General features: G+C 54.7%; 18 protein-coding genes, 2 tRNA genes, 1 rRNA gene and 1 pseudogene. 9 read left to right on the top strand and 13 right to left on the bottom strand.

Annotated features, from left to right (window positions below; translation table 11 throughout):
* Entirely contained in the window at positions 1–786 is a 786-nt protein-coding gene (locus ACIP6T_RS00110; RefSeq protein WP_400454671.1) for a transporter substrate-binding domain-containing protein, read from the bottom strand.
* A 192-nt stretch (positions 787–978) separates the two neighbouring features.
* Positions 979–1818 carry a MurR/RpiR family transcriptional regulator HpxU gene (gene hpxU / locus ACIP6T_RS00105; protein WP_345827221.1) on the bottom strand — a complete coding sequence of 280 codons (840 nt, stop codon included), beginning with the start codon at positions 1816–1818 and terminating at the stop codon, positions 979–981.
* Positions 1819–2046: 228 nt separating this feature from the next.
* Between hpxU and ACIP6T_RS00100 the strand changes: the two genes are divergently transcribed.
* From ACIP6T_RS00100 to hpxZ, 4 genes are read left to right on the top strand one after another with little or no spacing between them, the layout of a single operon-like run.
* The gene (locus tag ACIP6T_RS00100; protein ID WP_400454668.1) at positions 2047–3633 is read left to right on the top strand and encodes a gamma-glutamyltransferase family protein; all 1587 of its coding nucleotides are present in this window, start codon (positions 2047–2049) and stop codon (positions 3631–3633) included.
* A gap of 12 nt (positions 3634–3645) precedes the next feature.
* On the top strand, positions 3646–3831 hold the full coding sequence (hpxX, locus tag ACIP6T_RS00095) for an oxalurate catabolism protein HpxX (RefSeq protein WP_400454667.1): 186 nt from the start codon (positions 3646–3648) through the stop codon (positions 3829–3831).
* Positions 3828–5225 carry an AtzE family amidohydrolase gene (locus ACIP6T_RS00090; RefSeq protein ID WP_097094839.1) on the top strand — a complete coding sequence of 466 codons (1398 nt, stop codon included), beginning with the start codon at positions 3828–3830 and terminating at the stop codon, positions 5223–5225. Before hpxX ends, ACIP6T_RS00090 begins: the two co-directional genes overlap by 4 nt.
* A gap of 2 nt (positions 5226–5227) precedes the next feature.
* A complete protein-coding gene (hpxZ, locus tag ACIP6T_RS00085) occupies positions 5228–5611 on the top strand; it encodes an oxalurate catabolism protein HpxZ (protein WP_097094840.1) in 384 nt (127 codons plus the stop codon).
* A gap of 615 nt (positions 5612–6226) precedes the next feature.
* Here hpxZ and puuE read toward each other — a convergent pair.
* Genes puuE through ACIP6T_RS00070 form a run of 3 tightly spaced genes read right to left on the bottom strand, consistent with a single transcriptional unit; the run spans position 6227 to position 8672 of the window.
* Positions 6227–7186 (bottom strand): allantoinase PuuE, encoded by a 960-nt coding sequence (gene puuE / locus ACIP6T_RS00080; protein WP_400454664.1) that lies wholly within the window; start codon positions 7184–7186, stop codon positions 6227–6229.
* Between the two features lie 35 nt (positions 7187–7221).
* Positions 7222–7953 carry an allantoin racemase gene (gene hpxA, locus ACIP6T_RS00075; protein WP_400454661.1) on the bottom strand — a complete coding sequence of 244 codons (732 nt, stop codon included), beginning with the start codon at positions 7951–7953 and terminating at the stop codon, positions 7222–7224.
* The gene (locus tag ACIP6T_RS00070; protein ID WP_097094843.1) at positions 7950–8672 is read right to left on the bottom strand and encodes a GntR family transcriptional regulator; all 723 of its coding nucleotides are present in this window, start codon (positions 8670–8672) and stop codon (positions 7950–7952) included. Before ACIP6T_RS00070 ends, hpxA begins: the two co-directional genes overlap by 4 nt.
* Before the next feature lie 145 nt (positions 8673–8817).
* On the opposite strand from ACIP6T_RS00070, the gene ACIP6T_RS00065 reads away from it, so the two are divergent.
* Positions 8818–10311: an NCS1 family nucleobase:cation symporter-1 gene (locus ACIP6T_RS00065; protein ID WP_400454657.1), complete on the top strand. Its 1494-nt coding sequence runs from the start codon at positions 8818–8820 to the stop codon at positions 10309–10311.
* Between the two features lie 117 nt (positions 10312–10428).
* Here ACIP6T_RS00065 and ACIP6T_RS00060 read toward each other — a convergent pair.
* A tRNA-Asp gene (locus ACIP6T_RS00060) sits at positions 10429–10505 on the bottom strand.
* 134 nt (positions 10506–10639) lie between these two features.
* Positions 10640–11371 carry a DNA polymerase III subunit epsilon gene (gene dnaQ / locus ACIP6T_RS00055; RefSeq protein ID WP_097094845.1) on the bottom strand — a complete coding sequence of 244 codons (732 nt, stop codon included), beginning with the start codon at positions 11369–11371 and terminating at the stop codon, positions 10640–10642.
* Here dnaQ and rnhA point away from each other — a divergent pair.
* Positions 11325–11892, top strand: a pseudogene (rnhA, locus tag ACIP6T_RS00050) (ribonuclease HI). The gene dnaQ and the pseudogene rnhA sit on opposite strands and share 47 nt — an antisense overlap.
* On the opposite strand, the gene ACIP6T_RS00045 reads toward rnhA, so the two are convergent.
* On the bottom strand, positions 11877–12611 hold the full coding sequence (locus ACIP6T_RS00045; RefSeq protein WP_097094846.1) for a class I SAM-dependent methyltransferase: 735 nt from the start codon (positions 12609–12611) through the stop codon (positions 11877–11879). The pseudogene rnhA and the gene ACIP6T_RS00045 sit on opposite strands and share 16 nt — an antisense overlap.
* Positions 12612–12651: 40 nt before the next feature.
* Between ACIP6T_RS00045 and gloB the strand changes: the two genes are divergently transcribed.
* Together gloB and mltD are read left to right on the top strand one after the other, a co-directional pair.
* On the top strand, positions 12652–13407 hold the full coding sequence (gloB, locus tag ACIP6T_RS00040; protein ID WP_097094847.1) for a hydroxyacylglutathione hydrolase: 756 nt from the start codon (positions 12652–12654) through the stop codon (positions 13405–13407).
* Between the two features lie 71 nt (positions 13408–13478).
* Positions 13479–14852, top strand: a complete 1374-nt coding sequence (gene mltD, locus ACIP6T_RS00035; protein ID WP_097094848.1) for a murein transglycosylase D — start codon at positions 13479–13481, stop codon at positions 14850–14852.
* Positions 14853–15007: 155 nt separating this feature from the next.
* On the opposite strand, the gene ACIP6T_RS00030 is transcribed toward mltD, so the two are convergent.
* Together ACIP6T_RS00030 and ACIP6T_RS00025 are read right to left on the bottom strand one after the other, a co-directional pair.
* Positions 15008–15811 (bottom strand): endonuclease/exonuclease/phosphatase family protein, encoded by an 804-nt coding sequence (locus ACIP6T_RS00030; protein ID WP_097094849.1) that lies wholly within the window; start codon positions 15809–15811, stop codon positions 15008–15010.
* A 148-nt stretch (positions 15812–15959) separates the two neighbouring features.
* A complete protein-coding gene (locus tag ACIP6T_RS00025; RefSeq protein ID WP_097094850.1) occupies positions 15960–17138 on the bottom strand; it encodes an MFS transporter in 1179 nt (392 codons plus the stop codon).
* A gap of 100 nt (positions 17139–17238) precedes the next feature.
* On the opposite strand from ACIP6T_RS00025, the gene yafC reads away from it, so the two are divergent.
* Positions 17239–18147 (top strand): DNA-binding transcriptional regulator YafC, encoded by a 909-nt coding sequence (gene yafC, locus ACIP6T_RS00020; protein WP_400454653.1) that lies wholly within the window; start codon positions 17239–17241, stop codon positions 18145–18147.
* Between the two features lie 12 nt (positions 18148–18159).
* Here yafC and dkgB read toward each other — a convergent pair whose 3' ends face one another.
* The 3 genes from dkgB to rrf form a co-directional block, all read right to left on the bottom strand.
* Positions 18160–18963 (bottom strand): 2,5-didehydrogluconate reductase DkgB, encoded by an 804-nt coding sequence (gene dkgB, locus ACIP6T_RS00015; RefSeq protein ID WP_097094852.1) that lies wholly within the window; start codon positions 18961–18963, stop codon positions 18160–18162.
* Positions 18964–19131: 168 nt separating this feature from the next.
* A tRNA-Asp gene (locus ACIP6T_RS00010) sits at positions 19132–19208 on the bottom strand.
* Between the two features lie 102 nt (positions 19209–19310).
* Positions 19311–19403, bottom strand: a 5S ribosomal RNA gene (gene rrf, locus ACIP6T_RS00005); the annotation flags it as partial.

Genomic DNA, 19403 nt, shown 5'->3' with positions numbered 1-19403 from the left:
TTATGCGCCGAGGTTGGCGGGCAGCGGCGCTTTCAGCCACTCTTCCGACAGCGTGTTCAGCGTGCCGTCTTTGATGCCCTGCTCAATCAGCGCATTCACTTTCTCTTTCAGCGCCGGCTCATCTTTTTTCAGGCCGATGTAGCACGGCGAATCTTTCAACATGAACTGGGCAACCGGCGCTTTTTCGGCGTTTTGGCGCGCAATCGCGGCGACAACCAGGTTGCCGGTAGCCACATACTGCACCTGACCTGAGAGATAAGCTGACAGCGTGGTGTTGTTATCTTCATAACGCTTCACCTGCGCGTCTTTTGGCGCGATATCGCTTAACACCATGTCTTCCACCGCACCGCGCGTCACACCGATGGATTTACCGCTGAGTGCCGCCGCATCCTTCAGCGTGTCGCCTTTCGGACCAAACACGCCGAGGAAGAACGGCGCGTAGGCGCGGGTGAAATCGATCACTTTCTCGCGCTCGGCGTTTTTGCCCATGCTGGAAATCACCAGATCGACTTTATCGGTTTGCAGATACGGCACGCGGTTGGCGCTGGAAACCGGCACCAGCTGCAACTTCAGTTTCATCTGTTTGGCGAGGTACTTCGCCATATCAATATCGTAGCCCTGCGGCTGCAAATCGGTGCCCACTGAGCCGAACGGCGGGAAATCCTGCGGTACCGCCACGCGAATCACGCCGCGCTTCTGGATATCCTGCAACTGATCGGCCATCGCGCTACCGACCTGCGCCATCAGCAAAGCCGCGCCCGCTACCGCCAATAATACTTTTTTCATTATGCACCCCGGTGAGTTTACGTGAAACAAAAGATTCTTGATGAATCATTCTGCAACTAATGTGCCAACCGCAGCGTCAGGGAAAGAAAGAGGAAAAAATGAGGTTTTACTGAATACAAGGCGAAAAAAACGGGCCTAGCGCCCGTGGAAGTTAACGTTCTAAAACAGTGCAACGCACCAAAATGGCGCCCGTTAACGGTGTTCCAGCTCGTCGAGATGCTGATAAAGATCGGCGATTTGATGGATGCGCTGACGCCCCTGCGACAACATTTCATGTAGCAAAGCGTTGGCAAGCAGATTAATCAGGCTCATGGCGGAGGCGTAGCTATCAAAGGCGGAAACGCTATCGAGCGATGCACACAGCTGCCAGCGCGCCAGCGTAATGATGCCCTGCGCCTGCGGCTCACACAGCGCCAGCACCGGAATGTTGCTCTGCTGCAGCTGCTGCATCAGCGGACGAATGATGCGCGGGCGGCGGCGAAACGCCATCACCACTACAATGTCCTCCGGCGTGATGTCCACCAGCTCTTCGCCCAGCGTCTGGCCCGGCTGCGGCAGGACATGCACCTGTGGACGCGCCTGCATCAGCTGCTGACGCAGGTGCAGCGCCACCGGATACGCATTGCGCATGCCGATGATAAACACCCGTTTAGCCACGCCCAGCGCCGCAATCACCTCACCGAACTGCTGCGGATCGATGCTGTTAACCCACTGCGTCAGATTCGCCATCTCCTGCTTATAGTGGCGTGACAGCAAGGTGTTGCCCTGCACCGCATCGCGATTATCGGTGAGCGGCATGCCGCTCTGGCGCAGAATGCGCAGCTCATCGCGCATGTCCTTGTATTTTTCGTAACCGAGACGCTTGAATAAACGACTGACCGTGGCCTTTGATACACCGCTCAATCGCGCCAGCTCGGCGCTGTTGTAGCTGATCAGGTCATCAAAATGGTCAAATACGAAGTCGGCAATGCGCTGCTCCTGCGGCGACAGTTGCGGATAGTGACTACGAAGTCGTTCATCAAGTTGTTTCATCATCGGTCCTGTAACTTTTGTTTCATCACAAGCTAGCATAAATCGATCCAGATTGATGTCCGAGCAAAACTGGAACAGCTCTTGCTTAGGTTTATGCAGGATCTGCCAGGTGCGCATAAACCCGCACATTCCGTAGCGGCGCGATTTATCGCGCAATAAATTGCGCCGCTACGGAATGTGCGGGGGATTAAACAGCGTGCTCACAAAAGAACAAGAGAAGAAATCACTATGATACAGAGCAACATGGCGCCGTTAGGCATGGCCGTTACGCCGCATCATCTTGCCAGCGAAAGCGCGTTAGCGGTGCTGCGCGAAGGCGGCAGCGCAATTGAAGCGATGGTGGCTGCGGCCGCCACCATCGCCGTGGTCTATCCGCACATGAACGGTTTGGGCGGCGACGGCTTCTGGCTGGTGGTGCCACCTAACGGCGATCCCATCGCCATTGACGCCAGCGGCGCGGCCGGTTCGCTGGCACATGTCGATTTCTATCACGGCGAAACCCATATTCCGCATCGCGGGCCGAAAGCGGCATTAACCGTCGCCGGCACCGTGAGCGGCTGGCAGGAAGCCTTAACGCTGGCGCAGGAACTCGGTGCCGCGCCGTTGCCATTAACGCGCCTGCTGCGCGATGCGATTCGTTACGCTGCCGACGGCATTCCGGTCACCGCTTCGCAAGCCGCCGCTACCGCTGCCAAGCAGCAGGAGTTACAGCATCAGCCCGGTTTCGCCGCCACTTTCCTGCCAGATGGCAACGTACCGACTGCGGGCAGCCGCTTTACCCAACCGGCGCTGGCCAATACGCTGAGCATGCTGTGCGATCACGGGCTGGAGAGTTTTTATCGCGGCGAACTGGCGCACCATCTGGCGCGCGAAATGACCGCACTTGGGATGCCGATCACCCTGGAAGATTTGCAAACCCACCAAGCGCGGCGCTGCACGCCACTGCATCTGGCACACAGCGAAGGCGATATCTGGAACATGACGCCGCCGACGCAGGGTTTGGTGTCGCTGGCGATCCTCGGCATTACCGATCGGCTCGCTATGGCAGACGCCGATGAGGCACAAACCGTGCACCGCATCGTTGAAGCCACCAAAAAAGCCTTCGCGCTGCGCGACCAGCACATCACCGATCCGCGCCACATCGACATTAATGTGCAGAGCCTGCTGGACGCCGAACATCTCAGCACGCTGGCGGCACAGGTAGACGACAGGCAAGCCGCGTCGTGGGGCACCGGACGCGGACCCGGCGACACGGTGTGGATGGGCGTGATGGACAGCAGCGGGCTGGCGGTCTCCTTTATCCAGAGCATCTACCACGAATTCGGCAGCGGCGTGGTATTGCCCGGCACCGGCATCACCTGGCAAAACCGTGGCGCTGCGTTCAGCCTGCAGCCCGACCATCTGCTGGCGCTGCAGCCGGGCAAACAGCCGTTCCACACGCTCAATCCTGCCGCCGCGCGTCTTAAAGATGGCCGCACCATGGTGTATGGCTCAATGGGCGGCGACGGCCAGCCGCAAACCCAGGCGGCGATTTTCACGCGCCATGTGATTCAGGGGCAGCCGTTGCAACAGGCAGTGAGCGCGCCGCGCTGGCTGCTGGGCCGCACCTGGGGACAATCATCGGATTCACTCAAGCTTGAAGCCCGCATCGCGCCGGAAACGGTGCAGCAGCTGCGCGCGCTCGGCCATGAGGTGGAACTGCTGCCTGACTTCAGTGAAGTGGTCGGCCATGCGGGTGCCATCGTTCGACATAACAACGGCATGCTGGAAGGCGCGTTCGATCCGCGCAGCAACGGCAGCGCCGCCGGTTTCTAACGGAGATTATTGATGAGTTCACAACCGGACTGGGCCTCCTATATCGCCCAAATGGAGCAGATTCTGGCGCTGGAGCTGGACGATGCGCGCCGTGCCGAATTGCTGACGCAATTTAATCTCATCGCCGCGATGGCCGAGCCGCTGATGGCGCTGCCGCTCGACGATCGCCTGGAAGTGGCGGGAGTGTTCCATCCATGAAACTGTCGTCATTATCGATTAACGCCCTGCATCAGGCGCTCAGCCTGGGTGAAATTAGCGCCCGCGAGATCGCACAAACGACGCTGGCAGCGATTGAGCAACATAACCCGGCGCTCAACGCCTGGACCGAAGTGACCGGCCAACGCATGCTGCGTGAAGCCGAGCAACTCGATCGGCAACGCCAGCGCGGCGAGACATTAGCGCCGTTGGCCGGCATTCCGTATGCGGTAAAGAACCTGTTTGATGTCGCTGGACACAGCACTTTAGCCGGTGCCAGCCTGTTCAGCGATCGCGCCGCGGCACGCGAAGATGCCTGGGCGGTGAGCAAACTGCGTCAGTCCGGCGCGCTGCTCTCCGGTATGTTGAATATGGATGCCTACGCTTACGGCTTTACCACCGAAAACACCCATTATGGCGCGACGCACAACCCACGAGATCTAACCCGCGTGGCGGGCGGCTCGTCCGGCGGTTCGGCGGCGGCGGTTGCAGCGGGTTTGGTGCACTTTTCACTCGGCACCGACACTAACGGTTCGATCCGCGTACCCGCTTCGCTGTGCGGCATCTTCGGTTTAAAACCCACTTTTGGTCGCCTGTCGCGCAGCGGCAGCCATCCGTTTGTCGCCAGTCTCGATCACATCGGCCCGTTTGCCCGGTCGGTGGAAGATTTGAGCCTGGTGTATGACACTCTGCAAGGCGCCGACGCCAGCGATGCCTTCCAGGCCGCACAGCCGGTTGCGCCGGTCAGCGATTTACTGCGCCACGGCGCAGAAGGCGTGCGCAGCGCAGTGCTCGGTGGTTTCTTCTCAACCTGGTGCAGCGATGAAGCGCGCGCCGCTGTGGCAGTGGTCGCCAAAGCGTTAAATGCCGTGGAGGAAGTCAGCTTACCCAATGCTGAAATCGCGCGTTCGGCGGCCTTTATCATGACCGCTGCCGAAGGTGGCAATCACTATTTACCTGCGCTGCGTAGTCAGCCAGAACAGTTCGAGCCTAATTCGCGTGAACGCTTGCTGGCTGGCGCAATGCTGCCTTCGGCGTGGTACGTGCAGGCACAGCGTTTCCGCCGTCACTTCCAGCAGCAGGTGCTGCCGCTGTTTGAGCAGTTCGACGTGCTGATCGCCCCTGCCACGCCGTGCACCGCCACCACCATCGGCCAGGAAACCATTCACATCAACGGCCAGGATTTACCGACGCGCGCCAGCATGGGCATGCTCACCCAGCCGATCTCCTTCCTCGGCTTACCGGTGTGCACCGTACCGCTGCACACCGCCAGCGGCTTGCCAATTGGTTTGCAATTGATCGCCGCACCGTTTAAAGAACATCTGGCACTGCGCGCCGCCTGGGCGCTGCAACAGCAGGGGCTGACGCTGCCACAAACCACCTTAATGGACGCCTGAAGATGACACCTGAAGATATCGACCGCCCGGCGGTTCTCGCCGACGTCACCGCCGCCTTTTATCGCTACGAGCAAGCGCTGATTAGCAATGACATCGCGGTGCTGGATGAGCTGTTCTGGCACGACCCACGCACCGTGCGCCTGGGTGCGGGTGAGAATTTATATGGCATCGACGAGATCCGCGCGTTTCGCGCCGCGCGCCCGTCAAAAGGCCTGGATCGTACGCTGCGCAATACGGTGATCACTACCTTTGGTGATGATTATGCGGTGTGCAGTACTGAGTTTACGCGCGCGGGCGTGGAGCAGATTGGGCGTCAACAACAGACATGGGTCCGGATGCCGGAAGGGTGGCGGATTGTTGCAGCACAGGTCAGCTTGATGAGCTGACCTGTGCTGCCAGGTCAAGGGCGGTTTCGATCGGCTTTCAGCCGACCGACCCAGGGGAGGCAGTCGCCCCTCCCCTGGGAACCCGGGCTTTTCGGCAGCACTCTCGCCCGCTACGCGGGTTCCCTCGTCAAATCCCACTTCCTGACGGACCGGCTCTGATTCGCCATCCTGGCTCAGCAGGCCCTTTCGCCGCCGTCCTGGCGGCTCATCCTGGAAGCAGGCTTCTCCTCGGCGAAAGTGATGCCGACTCAACACCCCCGCGGCAAGATTTTTAATAAAATCAAATATTCTTATCGCGATGCGATCTCTTTTTTGGTGCAGAGGTTTTGCAGCGGGAGAGTGTCGTCAGAATTGCCGAACGGAGGGGGGATTCCAAGATGAGCCGCCAGGACGGCGGCGAGAGGCTGCGCTGAGCAGGAGCGAATCGCAGCCGGTCCGTCAGGAATTCACCTGAAGTGAGGGGACCGCGCAGCGGCAATTCTGCCGACAAAGAGACCGGGTCCCCAGGGGAGGGGCGACTGCCTCCCCTGGGTCGGTTGTCCGCAGGACAATCGAAACCGCCTTTGACCTTGAAGTTGCCTTTAAAAAAGCGGTCTGGCAGCCCGCCAGCGCCCATCAAGCATCCGGCGCGGGATGCGTCTTAATCCAATGGTCGGCAATTTGCTGCCGCGTACACACCCACACATCCTCATGCTGCTGAATGTGATCAAGGAAGCGCTGCAAACCACGGAATTTCCCCGGACGTCCCAGTAAACGACAGTGCATGCCAATCGACATCATCTTCGGTGCCGTTTCGCCCTCTTCGTACAGCACATCAAAGGTGTCGCGCAAATAGGTAAAGAACTGCTCCGCGGTGTTGAAGCCCTGCGGCGAGGCGAAGCGCATATCGTTGCACTCCAGCGTGTAAGGGATGACCAGATGCGGTTTAACCGTGCCGTCCTGACAGGTGACCTGCGTCCAGAACGGTAAATCGTCGCCGTAATAGTCGCTGTCATAGCTAAAGCCGCCCTGCTCGACCACCAAACGTCGGGTATTTGGGCTGTCGCGGCCGGTGTACCAGCCGGTTGGCGCTTTGCCGAACAGGTCGGTTAACACGTCCACCGCCTGCTGCATATGCTGGCGCTCGGTTTTGGCATCCATTGCCTGATAGTGAATCCAGCGCCAGCCGTGGCTCACCACGTCGTAATCCGCCGCTTTGATCGCCTCGACGATGTCCGGATGACGCGCCAGCGCCATCGCCACGCCAAACACCGTCAGCGGCAAACCGCGCTTTTGAAACTCATTGTGGATGCGCCAGAAACCGGCGCGCGATCCGTATTCATACAGCGAATCCATCGACATATGGCGATCGGCGTAGCTGGCCGCGCCGATGATATCGGAAAGAAACTGCTCGGAACCGGCGTCGCCATGCAACACGTTGTTCTCGGCGCCCTCTTCGTAATTAAGGACAAACTGCACCGCGACGCGCGCTTTGCCCGGCCACTGCGCATGCGGCGGGTTGCCAGCATAGCCGATCAGATCGCGTGGATAGTTCTTGTTGAAGCTGTACTCTTTCTTTTCAGATACATCATTCATTCTGCAAGTTCCTGTCGTCAGTCCTCAACCAGCACTTAGTTTAGGTGCTGAAATGCCCCGCTGAGCGGTTTTTCGAGCGGATAATCGAGATCGCCATGCTTACTGGTGCCGAAGCCTAGCGCCACCAGCGACTCCACCATTTTCACCGCGGCGCTTACGCCGTCGATCACCGGCAATCCAAGCTCTTTGGTTAACTCTTGCGCCAGCGATGCCATGCCGCCGCAGCCTAAGACAATCGCACCGCTGCCATCTTCACGTTTCGCCTGAATGCAGCGCTGACGCACCTTCTCCTGCGCCACACCGCTACCGTCCTCCAGCGCCAGCACCGGCAGATCGATAGCGTGCAGCGCAGCGCAATGGTGGGTAAAACCGTATTGCTGCAGCAAATGGCGGGCAATTACCAGCGTGCGCGGCAAGGTGGTGACGATTGAGAAGCGCGTTGCCACCAGCGTGGCGGTGTGCATCGCCGCTTCTGCAATGCCGATCACCGGTCCGCTCGCCAGTTCGCGCGCCGCCAGTAATCCCGGATCGCCAAAGCAGGCAATAATATGGCCGCTAACCCCCTGCTCTTTACCGCGCTTCACCTGCTCCAGCACGCCAATCGCCGCAATGGCTTCATCAAAATGCCCTTCAATCGACGGCACGCCGTGGTCTGGACATACCGCCAGAATCTCGGTGCCCGGTGCGGCGATCGCGCGGGCGGCGGCGCCAATGGTTTCCGTCATCGCCAGGCTGGTATTGGGATTGATCACCTGGATCAGGCTCATGATGCCGCTCCTTTGTTACCGGCAAATAACCGGGAGAAATCGGGTAACGTTTCGCCGCTGCGCTCAAAGTGCAGACTGCTAACAATGTGCTCAAAGTGGTGCTGCAGAGCGGCGGTTAACGCCGGCAGATCTTTTTTTCGTAGCAGATCCACGAGCCGATCGTGATGATCGCAACGGCAGCCGCGCTGCCACGGCGCGCCGTAAGCGGCGATCACCAGCGACGAGCGCTGCGTTAAACGCGTCACCATATCGGTAAGCACTGCATTACCGGAAATCGCCTGCAGCTGAATATGGAAGGCGGCGGATAAGCGGATCGCGGCGGCACCATCGTGCTGCTGGTGCGCCTGCTGTTCGGACTCAATCAGATCGGCCAGCGCAGCCAAATGCGGTTGCTGCACATGGCTCAGCACCGCCGGCAGATTTGCACACTCCAATAAACTGCGGGTGGTGAAGATATCGCGTGCTTCATCCACGCCCGGCGTCGCCACTTGTGCACCACGTCTGGGCGACAAGGTGATCATTTGCACCGCGGCGAGGCGTTGCAGCACTTTACGAATGCCGGTGCGGCTGACGCCAAATACTTCGGATAAGGCTTCTTCCGGCAATTTACTGCCCGGCGGCAGTTGATGTTCAACGATGGCGGTGAGAAGCGCCTGGTAGATGGGTTCATCGCGATCGGTCAGATCGGCAGCCGTTTTCTGGCCTGTTTCACTCTTCATTACCTGCTCCGGTAAGTGCCTGTGTGCTGCACATCGTATACGTGAAATTAATTTTTTGTATACAAGAAATCAATTCTGGCCTGGATCCTGCAATACCGTTTCACGCTGTGATTATTTTTCCATGATGTTGAGAGGAGCAGGTTTCATGCCAAAACATTCTGAAGTGACCTCGCGGGTGGCCTCTGAAGCCAACGCGCAATACAGTCCGCGCCTGTGCAATGACGATCTGGCGCCAACGCGCGATCAGAACTGGTCGTGGTACAACATCTTTTCTTTCTGGATGTCGGATGTGCATAGCATGGGCGGCTATGTCGTTGCCGCCAGCTTCTTTACCTTAGGCCTGGCGAGCTGGCAGGTTCTGCTGTGTTTGTTAGTGGGCATCTGCATCGTGCAGCTGTGTGCCAATCTGGTGGCCAAACCAAGCCAGATGGCGGGCGTGCCGTACGCGGTGATTTCGCGTCAGGCGTTTGGCGTATTCGGTGCCAACATCCCGGCCATCATTCGCGGGCTGATCGCCTTCGCGTGGTATGGCATCCAGACTTATCTGGCGGCCAACGCCCTGATGCTGGTGCTGCTGAAGTTCTTCCCGACGCTTAGCAGCATGACGCAAAGCAGCTGGCTCGGCTTATCGCAGCTTGGCTGGTGCTGTTTCGGCGTGATGTGGTTACTGCAGGCAATGGTGTTCTGGCATGGGATGAGCGCGATTAAACGCTTTATCGATGTCGCGGGTCCAGCGGTATACGTAGTGATGGTGGCACTGGCCGGCTGGATTGTATACAAAACCGGTTTTGACGGCATCTCCTTTACGCTGGCCAGCAAACAGTTGAGCACCGGCGAGCAAACCTGGCAGATGATCACCGCTACCGCGCTGGTGGTCTCTTACTTCTCCGGTCCGCTGCTCAACTTTGGTGACTTCTCGCGCTACGGCAAAAGTATGGGTGAAATTCGTCGCGGTAACCGCTGGGGCTTGCCGTTCAACTTCCTGCTGTTCTCGATTGTCACCGTGGTCATTGTCTCCGGCACGCAATCGCTGTTCGGCAGAATGATCACCGATCCGATTGAGACCGTGAGCATGGTAGGTAACGACGTGGCGGTAGCGATTGGTCTGCTGACCATGATTATCGCCACCATCGGCATTAATATCGTGGCCAACTTTGTTTCGCCCGCGTTCGATTTCTCTAACTGTTCGCCGCAGAAAATTAGCTTCCGTACCGGTGGCATGATTGCCGCCGTCGGCTCGGTGTTGCTGACGCCGTGGAACCTGTTTCAGTCACCGGAATTGATTCACTATACGTTGGATGTACTGGGCGCGTTCATTGGACCGCTGTTCGGAATTTTGATTGCTGATTTCTACCTGATTAAACGCAGCAAAGTGTACGTTGACGATCTGTTTGATGACACGCCGAAAGGACGTTACTGGTATCGCGGCGGCTTCAACCCGAAAGCAATTGCTGCGCTGCTGCCGTCGGTGGGCATCGGTTTAGTGATTAGCTTTATTCCCTCACTGCATGCAGTGGCGAACTTTAGCTGGTTTATCGGCGTGGCGTTGGGCGCCGGCTGCTACCGCTGGCTGGCGCGCGCCGACCGTGAAGAATCTGTGGCGACGTATCGCGCGACGGTGGTGGTGCAGAAGGATTAAGCTGGGTGCTGGTCGCCATGAATGGCGACCCTACGCCGGATGTGTAGGGCTGGCATTTATGTCAGCCAGGAAAAGCAAAAAGCCGATGCATTTCTGCATCGGCTTCTTTAAATAGATTGGCGGAACGGACGGGGCTCGAACCCGCGACCCCCTGCGTGACAGGCAGGTATTCTAACCAACTGAACTACCGCTCCGCGCTTTGTTCCCCGTCGAGAACGAGGCGCATATTAATAGCAGCTTCCACACCCGTCAACGCTTTTTCTGTGGGAATGTTTCGTTTGCCGCTTTTTTCAGCTTAACGTCGATTATGCGTGCAAAACCAACCGTTTTACGCGCGCCACAGGCAGCTGCCGCCCTTCTTCTGCACTAAATCCAGACGGCCTTCATGCGCAACGATCTCTTCATCACTGGCGCTCACCACGCGCAAGCCCGAACTCGGGCGCACAATGCGCTGAATACTTTCACCGGAGCCCTGATTGTTCTGCTCACCGTCCAGTGAAAACGAGAGTGAGGTTTGGCCACCGGTCATCATCAGGAACACTTCTGCCAAAATCTCGGCATCGAGCAGTGCGCCGTGCAGCGTACGTTTACTGTTGTCTATTTCATAACGGTTGCACAACGCATCAAGGCTGTTGCGCTTGCCGGGATACATCTTACGCGCCATTGCCAGGCTATCGGTGATCTGGCAGAAGGTCTCGGTTTTGCCGATATCCCGCTTCAGCATGCCGAATTCGTAATCCATAAAACCGATATCGAACGAGGCGTTATGGATCACCAGCTCCGCGCCGCGAATGTACTCAAGGAATTCGTCGGCAATATCTGCAAACAGCGGCTTATCCGCGAGAAACTCATCGGCAATGCCGTGCACGCCGAAAGCTTCGGGATCTACCAGCCGATCGGGCTTCAGATACATGTGGAAGTTGTTGCCGGTTAGGCGACGGTTGATCACCTCAACCGCACCAATTTCAATGATGCGATGCCCTTCATAATGCACACCGATCATGTTCATGCCGGTGGTTTCAGTATCGAGGACAATCTGGCGGTTATTTGCAGTGCTCATAGGACTCGTTTTATGTCAGACTTGGCGTTTTGTCAGAAGGAAGTCTACCAGAGATGCGCAAACAGGTAGAAATATTCACCGATGGATCTTGCCTGGGCAATCCCGGTCCCGGCGGTTATGGTGCCATTCTCCGCTATCGCGAACACGAAAAATTATTCAGCACTGGCTATCGTCTCACGACCAATAATCGCATGGAATTGATGGCGGCGATTGTGGCGCTTGAAGCGTTGACGCAGCCGTGTGACGTGGTAATCAGCACCGACAGCCAATATGTACGCCAGGGGATCACCAGCTGGATCCATAACTGGAAGAAGCGCGGCTGGAAAACGGCCGATAAGAAGCCGGTGAAGAATGTCGATTTGTGGAAACGCCTCGATCTGGCGCTCAGCAATCATGAAATTAAGTGGGAATGGGTAAAAGGCCATGCCGGTCATCCAGAAAACGAACGCTGCGATGAATTAGCACGCAGCGCGGCGGGCAACCCAACCCAGGATGATATTGGGTATCAGGTTGAGTCCTGATCCTTCACTTCACGAAACTGGCGCGTCACGTTGACGGTTTGGCGCAGTTGGCTTTGACTCAGACTCTTCTTCATTTTGGTGGGCGTTAGCGGGAACGTGCGCTTACGTGCCACCACAATATTCAGACAGCCCAGCGCAGGTAAATGCGCACTAATCACTCGGCCGCCTTGCCGATGCCACGGCACCACCTGAAAACGCGTGCGATATACTACTTCATAATTGAGCAGGCTTAGCCAATCGAGCAGACGAACCTGACTGAACATGCGTCCACTCCACGGCGCGCGCGAGTGCAAGCCCGGAATGCCTTTACTGATACCGAGTAAACTGAAGGGATTGAAGCCGCTGATGATCATCCAGCCATCATCGATTAATACCCGATCCACCTCGCGCAACACACGATGTGGATCCTGACTCCAGGCCAGCGTGTGCGCGAGTAAGCAGGCATCAATCGATTTAGATTCAAAGGGTAATTGTGTGTTATTGGCGATAACCTGCAACTCATCGCCCTCAATGCCCACATTCACCTGGTGCGATATGGCACACTGACTCGTATTGATTTCTGCGCTAAGACTGCCAATTTTAAGCATATGAAAGCCATACAGCTTTCCGAGGTAGGGCTGCAGTTGCTGCGTGAGCGCATCGCGAAAATAATCTCCCATGGGCATATCGCGCCAGGAGCGCGGTGCAGTCAGGATTTGGCGTGTTTTAGCCGGCTTCATGCTCTACCATTTTCCTTTTTCTACGACCTGAGAGGTGTTTATGAATCTTACCAGCATTCCCGCATTGCAGGATAACTACATCTGGACACTGACGGACGAGGATAACAAGTGCCTGATTGTCGATCCCGGCGAAGCACAGCCGGTAATGGATAAAATTAAGGCCAATCGGTGGCAACCGGTCGCGATTTTATTGACCCATCATCATCACGATCATGTTGGCGGCGTGGAGGAGCTGTTGCAGCACTATCCCGATCTGGAGGTTTTCGGCCCACAGGAAACGGCAGATAAAGGTGCAAAACGTATTGTGGCTGAAGGAGATGAATTTACGCTGCTTGGACTAAACTTCTGTGTCATCGCCACCCCCGGCCACACTTTAGGACATATCTCATATTTCAGTTCTCCTTATCTTTTCTGTGGCGACACGATGTTTTCTGGTGGCTGCGGGCGTCTTTTTGAAGGCACTGCAGAACAAATGTTTGATTCATTTCAAAAGCTTAATCAGCTTCCTGAAGATACTCTTATTTGCTGTGCGCATGAATACACTTTATCCAATATGAAGTTTGCGGCAGCAATTTTGCCTCATGACCCGAAAATTTTGGCAAGGTATCAGCAAATTAAGGACTTACGCGCAGAAAATCGCATTACTTTACCGACAAAACTGGCCCTTGAGCGAGAAATAAATTTATTTTTACGCACGCAAGATCCTGATTTACAACAGGCTTTAGGCGGTAATGTCTCATCGTCGGCGTTATGGCAAACTTTCGCCGATCTACGCGAGAAGAAAGACCGCTTTTAATTTTTGAGGTTGTGTTGTGGCGGACCGTCACGTATAGTTGCTCGTCTTTTAAGCGAACTATTGACACACACATGAAGGCTAAAGCGATATTACTCGCCTCGGTCTTGCTGGTAGGATGTCAGGCATCAAGGAATGACGCCAATATCCCCGTACAGCATGCACAGAGTCTGTCTTCAGCTGGTCAAGGTGAAAATGGAAAGTACGGAGATCGATTGTTGTCGCCGCGATGGCAGGATGATGGAACAAGCCTCGCAGAAGATACTGATCTCTGGAATCACATTAGTGACGAGTTGAAGATGGGGATTCCGGAAAACAGCCGGATCCGCGAACAAAAAACAAAATTTTTAAAAAATAAGAGCTATCTCCACGATGTAACATTACGGGCAGAGCCGTACATGTACTGGATAGTCGAGCAGATACAGAAACGTAAAATGCCGATGGAACTGGTACTGCTACCCATAGTGGAGAGCGCTTTTGACCCACACGCAACATCGTCTTCCAATGCCGCCGGCATCTGGCAGATTGTTGCACAAACGGGCAAAAACTATGGTTTGAAACAGAACCAATGGTATGACGGGCGCCGCGATGTGGTGGCCTCGACCAAAGTAGCGCTGGATATGATGCAGCGTCTAAACGGTATGTTTGACGGTGACTGGTTACTGACCATCGCCGCCTACAACAGCGGTGAAGGACGAGTGCTGAAAGCGATGAAACAGAATAAGGCGCGCGGCAAGCCGACTGACTTCTGGAATTTATCGTTACCACGCGAAACGACGGTCTATGTACCTAAAATGTTGGCCTTGAGTGAAATTCTCAAGAACAACAAGCGTTACGGTATCAAACTGCCGACCCCGAACGAGAGCCGTGCGTTAGCTCGCGTAGAGGTGGGACAGCAGATGGAACTGACGCAAGCCGCAGATATGGCCGGTATGTCTCTCAGTAAACTGAAGACATTCAATGCCGGTTATAAAAACGGTGCGACGGCGCCTAATGGACCGCACTACATTATGGTGCCAAAGTCCAATGTTGCTAAGCTGCGAGATTCACTGGCTTCCGGTGATATTGCTTCCGTGCAGCCTACCGAGATGGCGAAAGCCAGCGCGGCAGGAAATAGCTACACGGTGCGCAAAGGCGACACCTTGTCTGGCATTGCCAGCAAGCTTGGCGTAAGCGTCAGTACACTGAAACAGCAGAACAATCTGCGCAGCGCTTCAGTTCGCACGGGTCAAACATTGACCGTAAGCGGCAAAGCGTCCACGCAATTGGCTGATAACGGCAACAGCATCACCTATCGTGTACGTAAGGGTGATTCTTTTGCCAGTATTGCAAAACGTCATGGTGTGAATACCAAAGATGTGATGCGCTGGAACAGTGACGCTAAAGACATCCAGCCGGGCGATAAGCTCACGCTGTTTGTGAAGAATAGCGCAACACCTGATACCTAATGCGTCGAAAAGGCTGACTTTTGTCAGCCTTTTTCATTTTCAGCTTTTGCCAAATTGTGTACTTCCCCGACTCTCCAGCCTTTAGCTAACTCATCAGCTGTACTCGGTTCTGGCCATTTTCGGCTGTAGCAGAGTGGGAGCCTGAGCGCCTTTAGTTAACGCTCAATGCCATAGAGAGAATTGAATTCAACCAGCAGCGGGTTGTGATCGGAAGCTCGTGTTACCAGTACAGAAGCGTCACTCACCTTCATATCACGATAGAAAACGAAATCTAGCGGTCGGCCAAAGGCTTTCCGGCGGTGGTCGTCAGTGAAATTAACTTCCCGCAGCGACATCTCCCGCGCAAAACGATATAACGCATTCATACGCTGGCGGCTCCAGGCATTGAAATCGCCTGCCATAATTACCGGCCCGCGATGATGCTGAATCTGTTCGCCAATCGGCCCCAGCTGTTTGCTGTAGACATCGACACCCAGGCTAAAATTCACCGCGTGGATATTTACTACCATCAGCATTTCACCGGTGGGTAATGGGTACGCCGTAACGAGCGCCGATTTGGCAAGGCGCAGCAGCGGTTCGCGCTCACGAAGAGGACAGCAATACACAGGATGCGCAGAAGCCAACGTCATGACGCCAGAAGGATGTTGCGGTAAGACAAAGGCAGGCACCTGATCGGCCGCGAGATAGTTGCTGGTGGCGAATTTGACCAGCTCAGGGGTTGCCTGTGCTTCCTGCAGCAATACCAGATGGGCATGCTTGCCGAAGCCTTGCAGGACTGACATCCAATCGGCACGCTGCTGTTTAAAGATATTCCAGACTAAAACCCGCAAAGTGGGATCCGCTGGCAGGGGCGCGCCAGGCGGCAGTGCCTGTCCAAGATGCAGCATTGCCCCTGGCGGAAAGATTCGCTCAGCTGGCTGACCTGCTACATAACGCATTGAATAAGTTTTTTTCCGCACTTTCCCGCCTGGCTGATTTACGACTACTACTTCACCTGACTGTTATAGGGATTTTAGTGCGGGGTTTCAATTGGTGTTGGTAATTGTCGGAATTCACCTCACAGCATACCCATGTAATAGCCTGCCGGTTGGCAGGCTATTGTGTAGATTATTCCATTGCTATCGCACTCTTCGGTTTATCGAGCTGGCCACTCAGTCGCACCAGCAATAATGCGCCCAGCACAATCACTGCGCCTACCCATGGTGTTTGCGCCAGACCATAGTGCTCAACGATATAGCCCCCTACAGTGGACCCCAGAGCAATACCAATATTGAAGGCCGCGATATTTAAACCTGAAGCGACATCAACCGCACCTGGCGCATAGTGTTCTGCTTTCTGCACCACATACACCTGCAGACCAGGCACGTTGGCAAAGGCAAAGATTCCCATGAGCAATACGGTTACCAGTGACATGATGTGCATACTCGCGGTGAACTGGAACACCATCAGTAAAATGGCCAGTGCCATAAAGATCAGTGTCAGTGCGGGAATTGCACCGCGACGATCGGCCAGTTTACCGCCCCATATATTGCCTATGGCAACAGAAATGCCGTATCCCAACAGAATCATGCTCACCGCAGTAGGTGAATAACCTGCCAGCGACTGCATCATCGGCGCAAGGAAAGTAAAAGCGGTGAATACGCCACCATAACCGAGTGCTGTAATTGCATAGATCAGCAACAAACGAGGATTAACCATTACCCTCGCCTGCTGTGCTAGCGTAGTAGAAGGTGGTTGAGCAATATTGCGCGGAATGAGCACCTGGCTTGCTACCAGAGCAATAACGCCCAGTAACGATACGGCGAGGAAGCTTTCACGCCAGCCGAAATGTTGCCCAATCAATGTTCCCAATGGAACACCGGTCACCAGCGCTACCGTTAAACCACCAAACATAATCGCGATGGCGCTCGCAGCCTTCTCTTTACTCACCAGACTCGTTGCAATTGTCGAACCGACTGAGAAGAAAACGCCATGCGCAAGTCCTGTGAGCAAGCGCGCAATCACCAGCGTTTCATAATTGGGTGCCAGCCAGGCAACCAGATTACCGACGGTGAAGAGTACCATCAGCCCCATCAATAATTGCTTACGCGCTAATTTACCGGTTAAAGCCGTGAGCACTGGGGCACCAACGGCCACACCCAATGCATAAATGGATACCAGCATTCCCGCCGAAGGTAGCGTAATACTGAGCTGTTCAGCGATGGTCGGAATGAGTCCGACAATAACGAACTCGGTGGTTCCGATCGCATAGGCACTGATAGTAAGCGCCCAAAGTGCAAGTGGCATGATTGACTCCCATTGAGGTTTTGATGGGCGTTAGTATCACTTCATGCTTTAATGACAAAAAGATGCAAAATGAGAATAGACTTTTGCCCATGAGGGAATAATGAAAGCATCATCAGAAGAGCTGAAGGTATTCATTGCCGTGGTTGAGAGCGGTAGTCTCAGTCGTGCTGCGGAACAGTTGCACATGGCCAACTCTGCTGTGAGCCGTACTGTAAAAAAGCTAGAAAACAAACTGGGTGTTGCCCTATTGACTCGTACGACTCGTCAGCTAGCGTTAACCCACGAAGGCGAACACTACTTTCGTCGCGTGCAAAAGTTAATGCAGGAGATGTCTACGGCCGAGAGTGAATTGTTAGAGCGTCAGATGGCTCCGCGGGGCATACTGCGCATTGATGCCGCTACGCCTGTCGTTCTTCATCTTCTACTGCCTATGATCAAGCCCTTTCGCGAGCGTTATCCAGATGTCACGCTTTCGCTGATTTCCTCTGAGAGTTTTATCAATCTTATTGAACGCAAAGTTGACGTTGCGATTCGTGCAGGAAACCTAGTGGACTCCACGCTACGTGCTCGTTGGCTTTTTACGAGCTATCGTAAATTAGTGGCTACGCCGGCTTATCTGGCAACGTATGGCGTTCCAACATCCGTTGCTGATTTGGCACATCATGAATGTCTTGGCTTCGTTGAAACGCCACGCTTAAATCGCTGGCCCGTGGCCGACGAAAGCGGCGTGCTTTACGATATCGTTGCTGGGATATCATCTAACAGTGGTGAGACGCTCAAGCAATTGTGTTTAGACGCTCAAGGCATTGCCTGTTTATCGGATTTTATGGTGGACAGTGAAATAGCAGATGGCACTTTTATCGAATTATTAGCTGAGCAGCGAGTGGCAGTAGAGATGCCTTTTAATGCGGTATATTACAGTGATTTAGGGGTAAGCCAGCGCGTGCGCGCTTTTATCGATTTTCTCAGTGAATGGGTAAAAGATCAGCCCTGGCGAGTGCAGGGCTGAATACCGAGGAGATTAATCCCAGTCTGGTGCCAGACCTTCCGGGCTAACTAATCGCTGCTGGCGATCCAGCGCTGCAATACTTGCCATGTCTTCTTGATCCAGCGTTAGATCCGTCGCAGCCATATTGCTGGCCAGATTTTCACGCTTAGTGGATGACGGGATCACCGCATAACCTAACTTCATCGCCCAGGCTAAAACCACTTGAGCCGGAGTGGCTTGATGCTTTTCTGCAATTGCATTAATCACGTCATCCTTCAGCGCCTCACCATAAGCCAGCGTCATATAGGAAGTGATATGCAGACCTTGCTGTTTAGCAAAGTCGACCACCTGACGATTCTGTAGGAAGGGATGCAATTCAATTTGGTTAGTGGCAATGTTTTCTACACCAACGGCTTCAATAGCCTCTTTCATCAAGGCAATGGGGAAATTCGAAATACCAATCTGACGCGTCAGTCCCGCTTCTTTTGCGGCCATCAATGCCAGCATGCTCTCTTTTACCGAAACTGCCGAGCCAGGCGAGGGCCAATGAATCAATGTAAGATCGACATATTCGGTACGCAGCTTTGTTAGGCTCTGTTTTAAACTCGGGATTAACTTATCTGCAGAGAGATTTTCTATCCAAATCTTAGTCGTAATAAACAGTTCATTACGATCTATGCGGCTTTCTTCGATCGCCTGACCCACAGCTGCTTCATTTTCATAGATTTGAGCGGTATCAACCGTGCGGTAACCAAGCTCAAGCGCGGTCTTAACTGAATGGATTACAACATCGTCTTGCAGACGGAAAGTACCTAAACCAAAAGCGGGGATTGTCATGATTTCCTCATCGGATTGTGTTGTGCTTCGATGAGAACATTCTGGCAGGTTTATTGTTGCTGAAAAATCCGCTTATAAGCAGAAGAATATTGATTAACAATCAATAATAACGATTGAATTATAAACATGAAAAAGCCCTGACTTTGCAGTCAGGGCTTATCAATTAAGTGGCGGAACGGACGGGGCTCGAACCCGCGACCCCCTGCGTGACAGGCAGGTATTCTAACCAACTGAACTACCGCTCCACCGATTCTGTACTGATATCAGAAAATCGTTCTGATTTCAGGTGTTTCGCCCTTTCCGCGTCACCGGGAAGGTCACGACCCGATAACGGGTCTTAAATTGATGCCTGGCAGTTCCCTACTCTCGCATGGGGAGGCCCCACACTACCATCGGCGCTACGGCGTTTCACTTCTGAGTTCGGCATGGGGTCAGGTGGG

The organism is Pantoea sp. NPDC088449, assembly GCF_044753225.1.
Lineage (GTDB): Bacteria > Pseudomonadota > Gammaproteobacteria > Enterobacterales > Enterobacteriaceae > Pantoea > Pantoea floridensis.
This window is presented reverse-complemented; position numbering and strand designations above follow the sequence as displayed.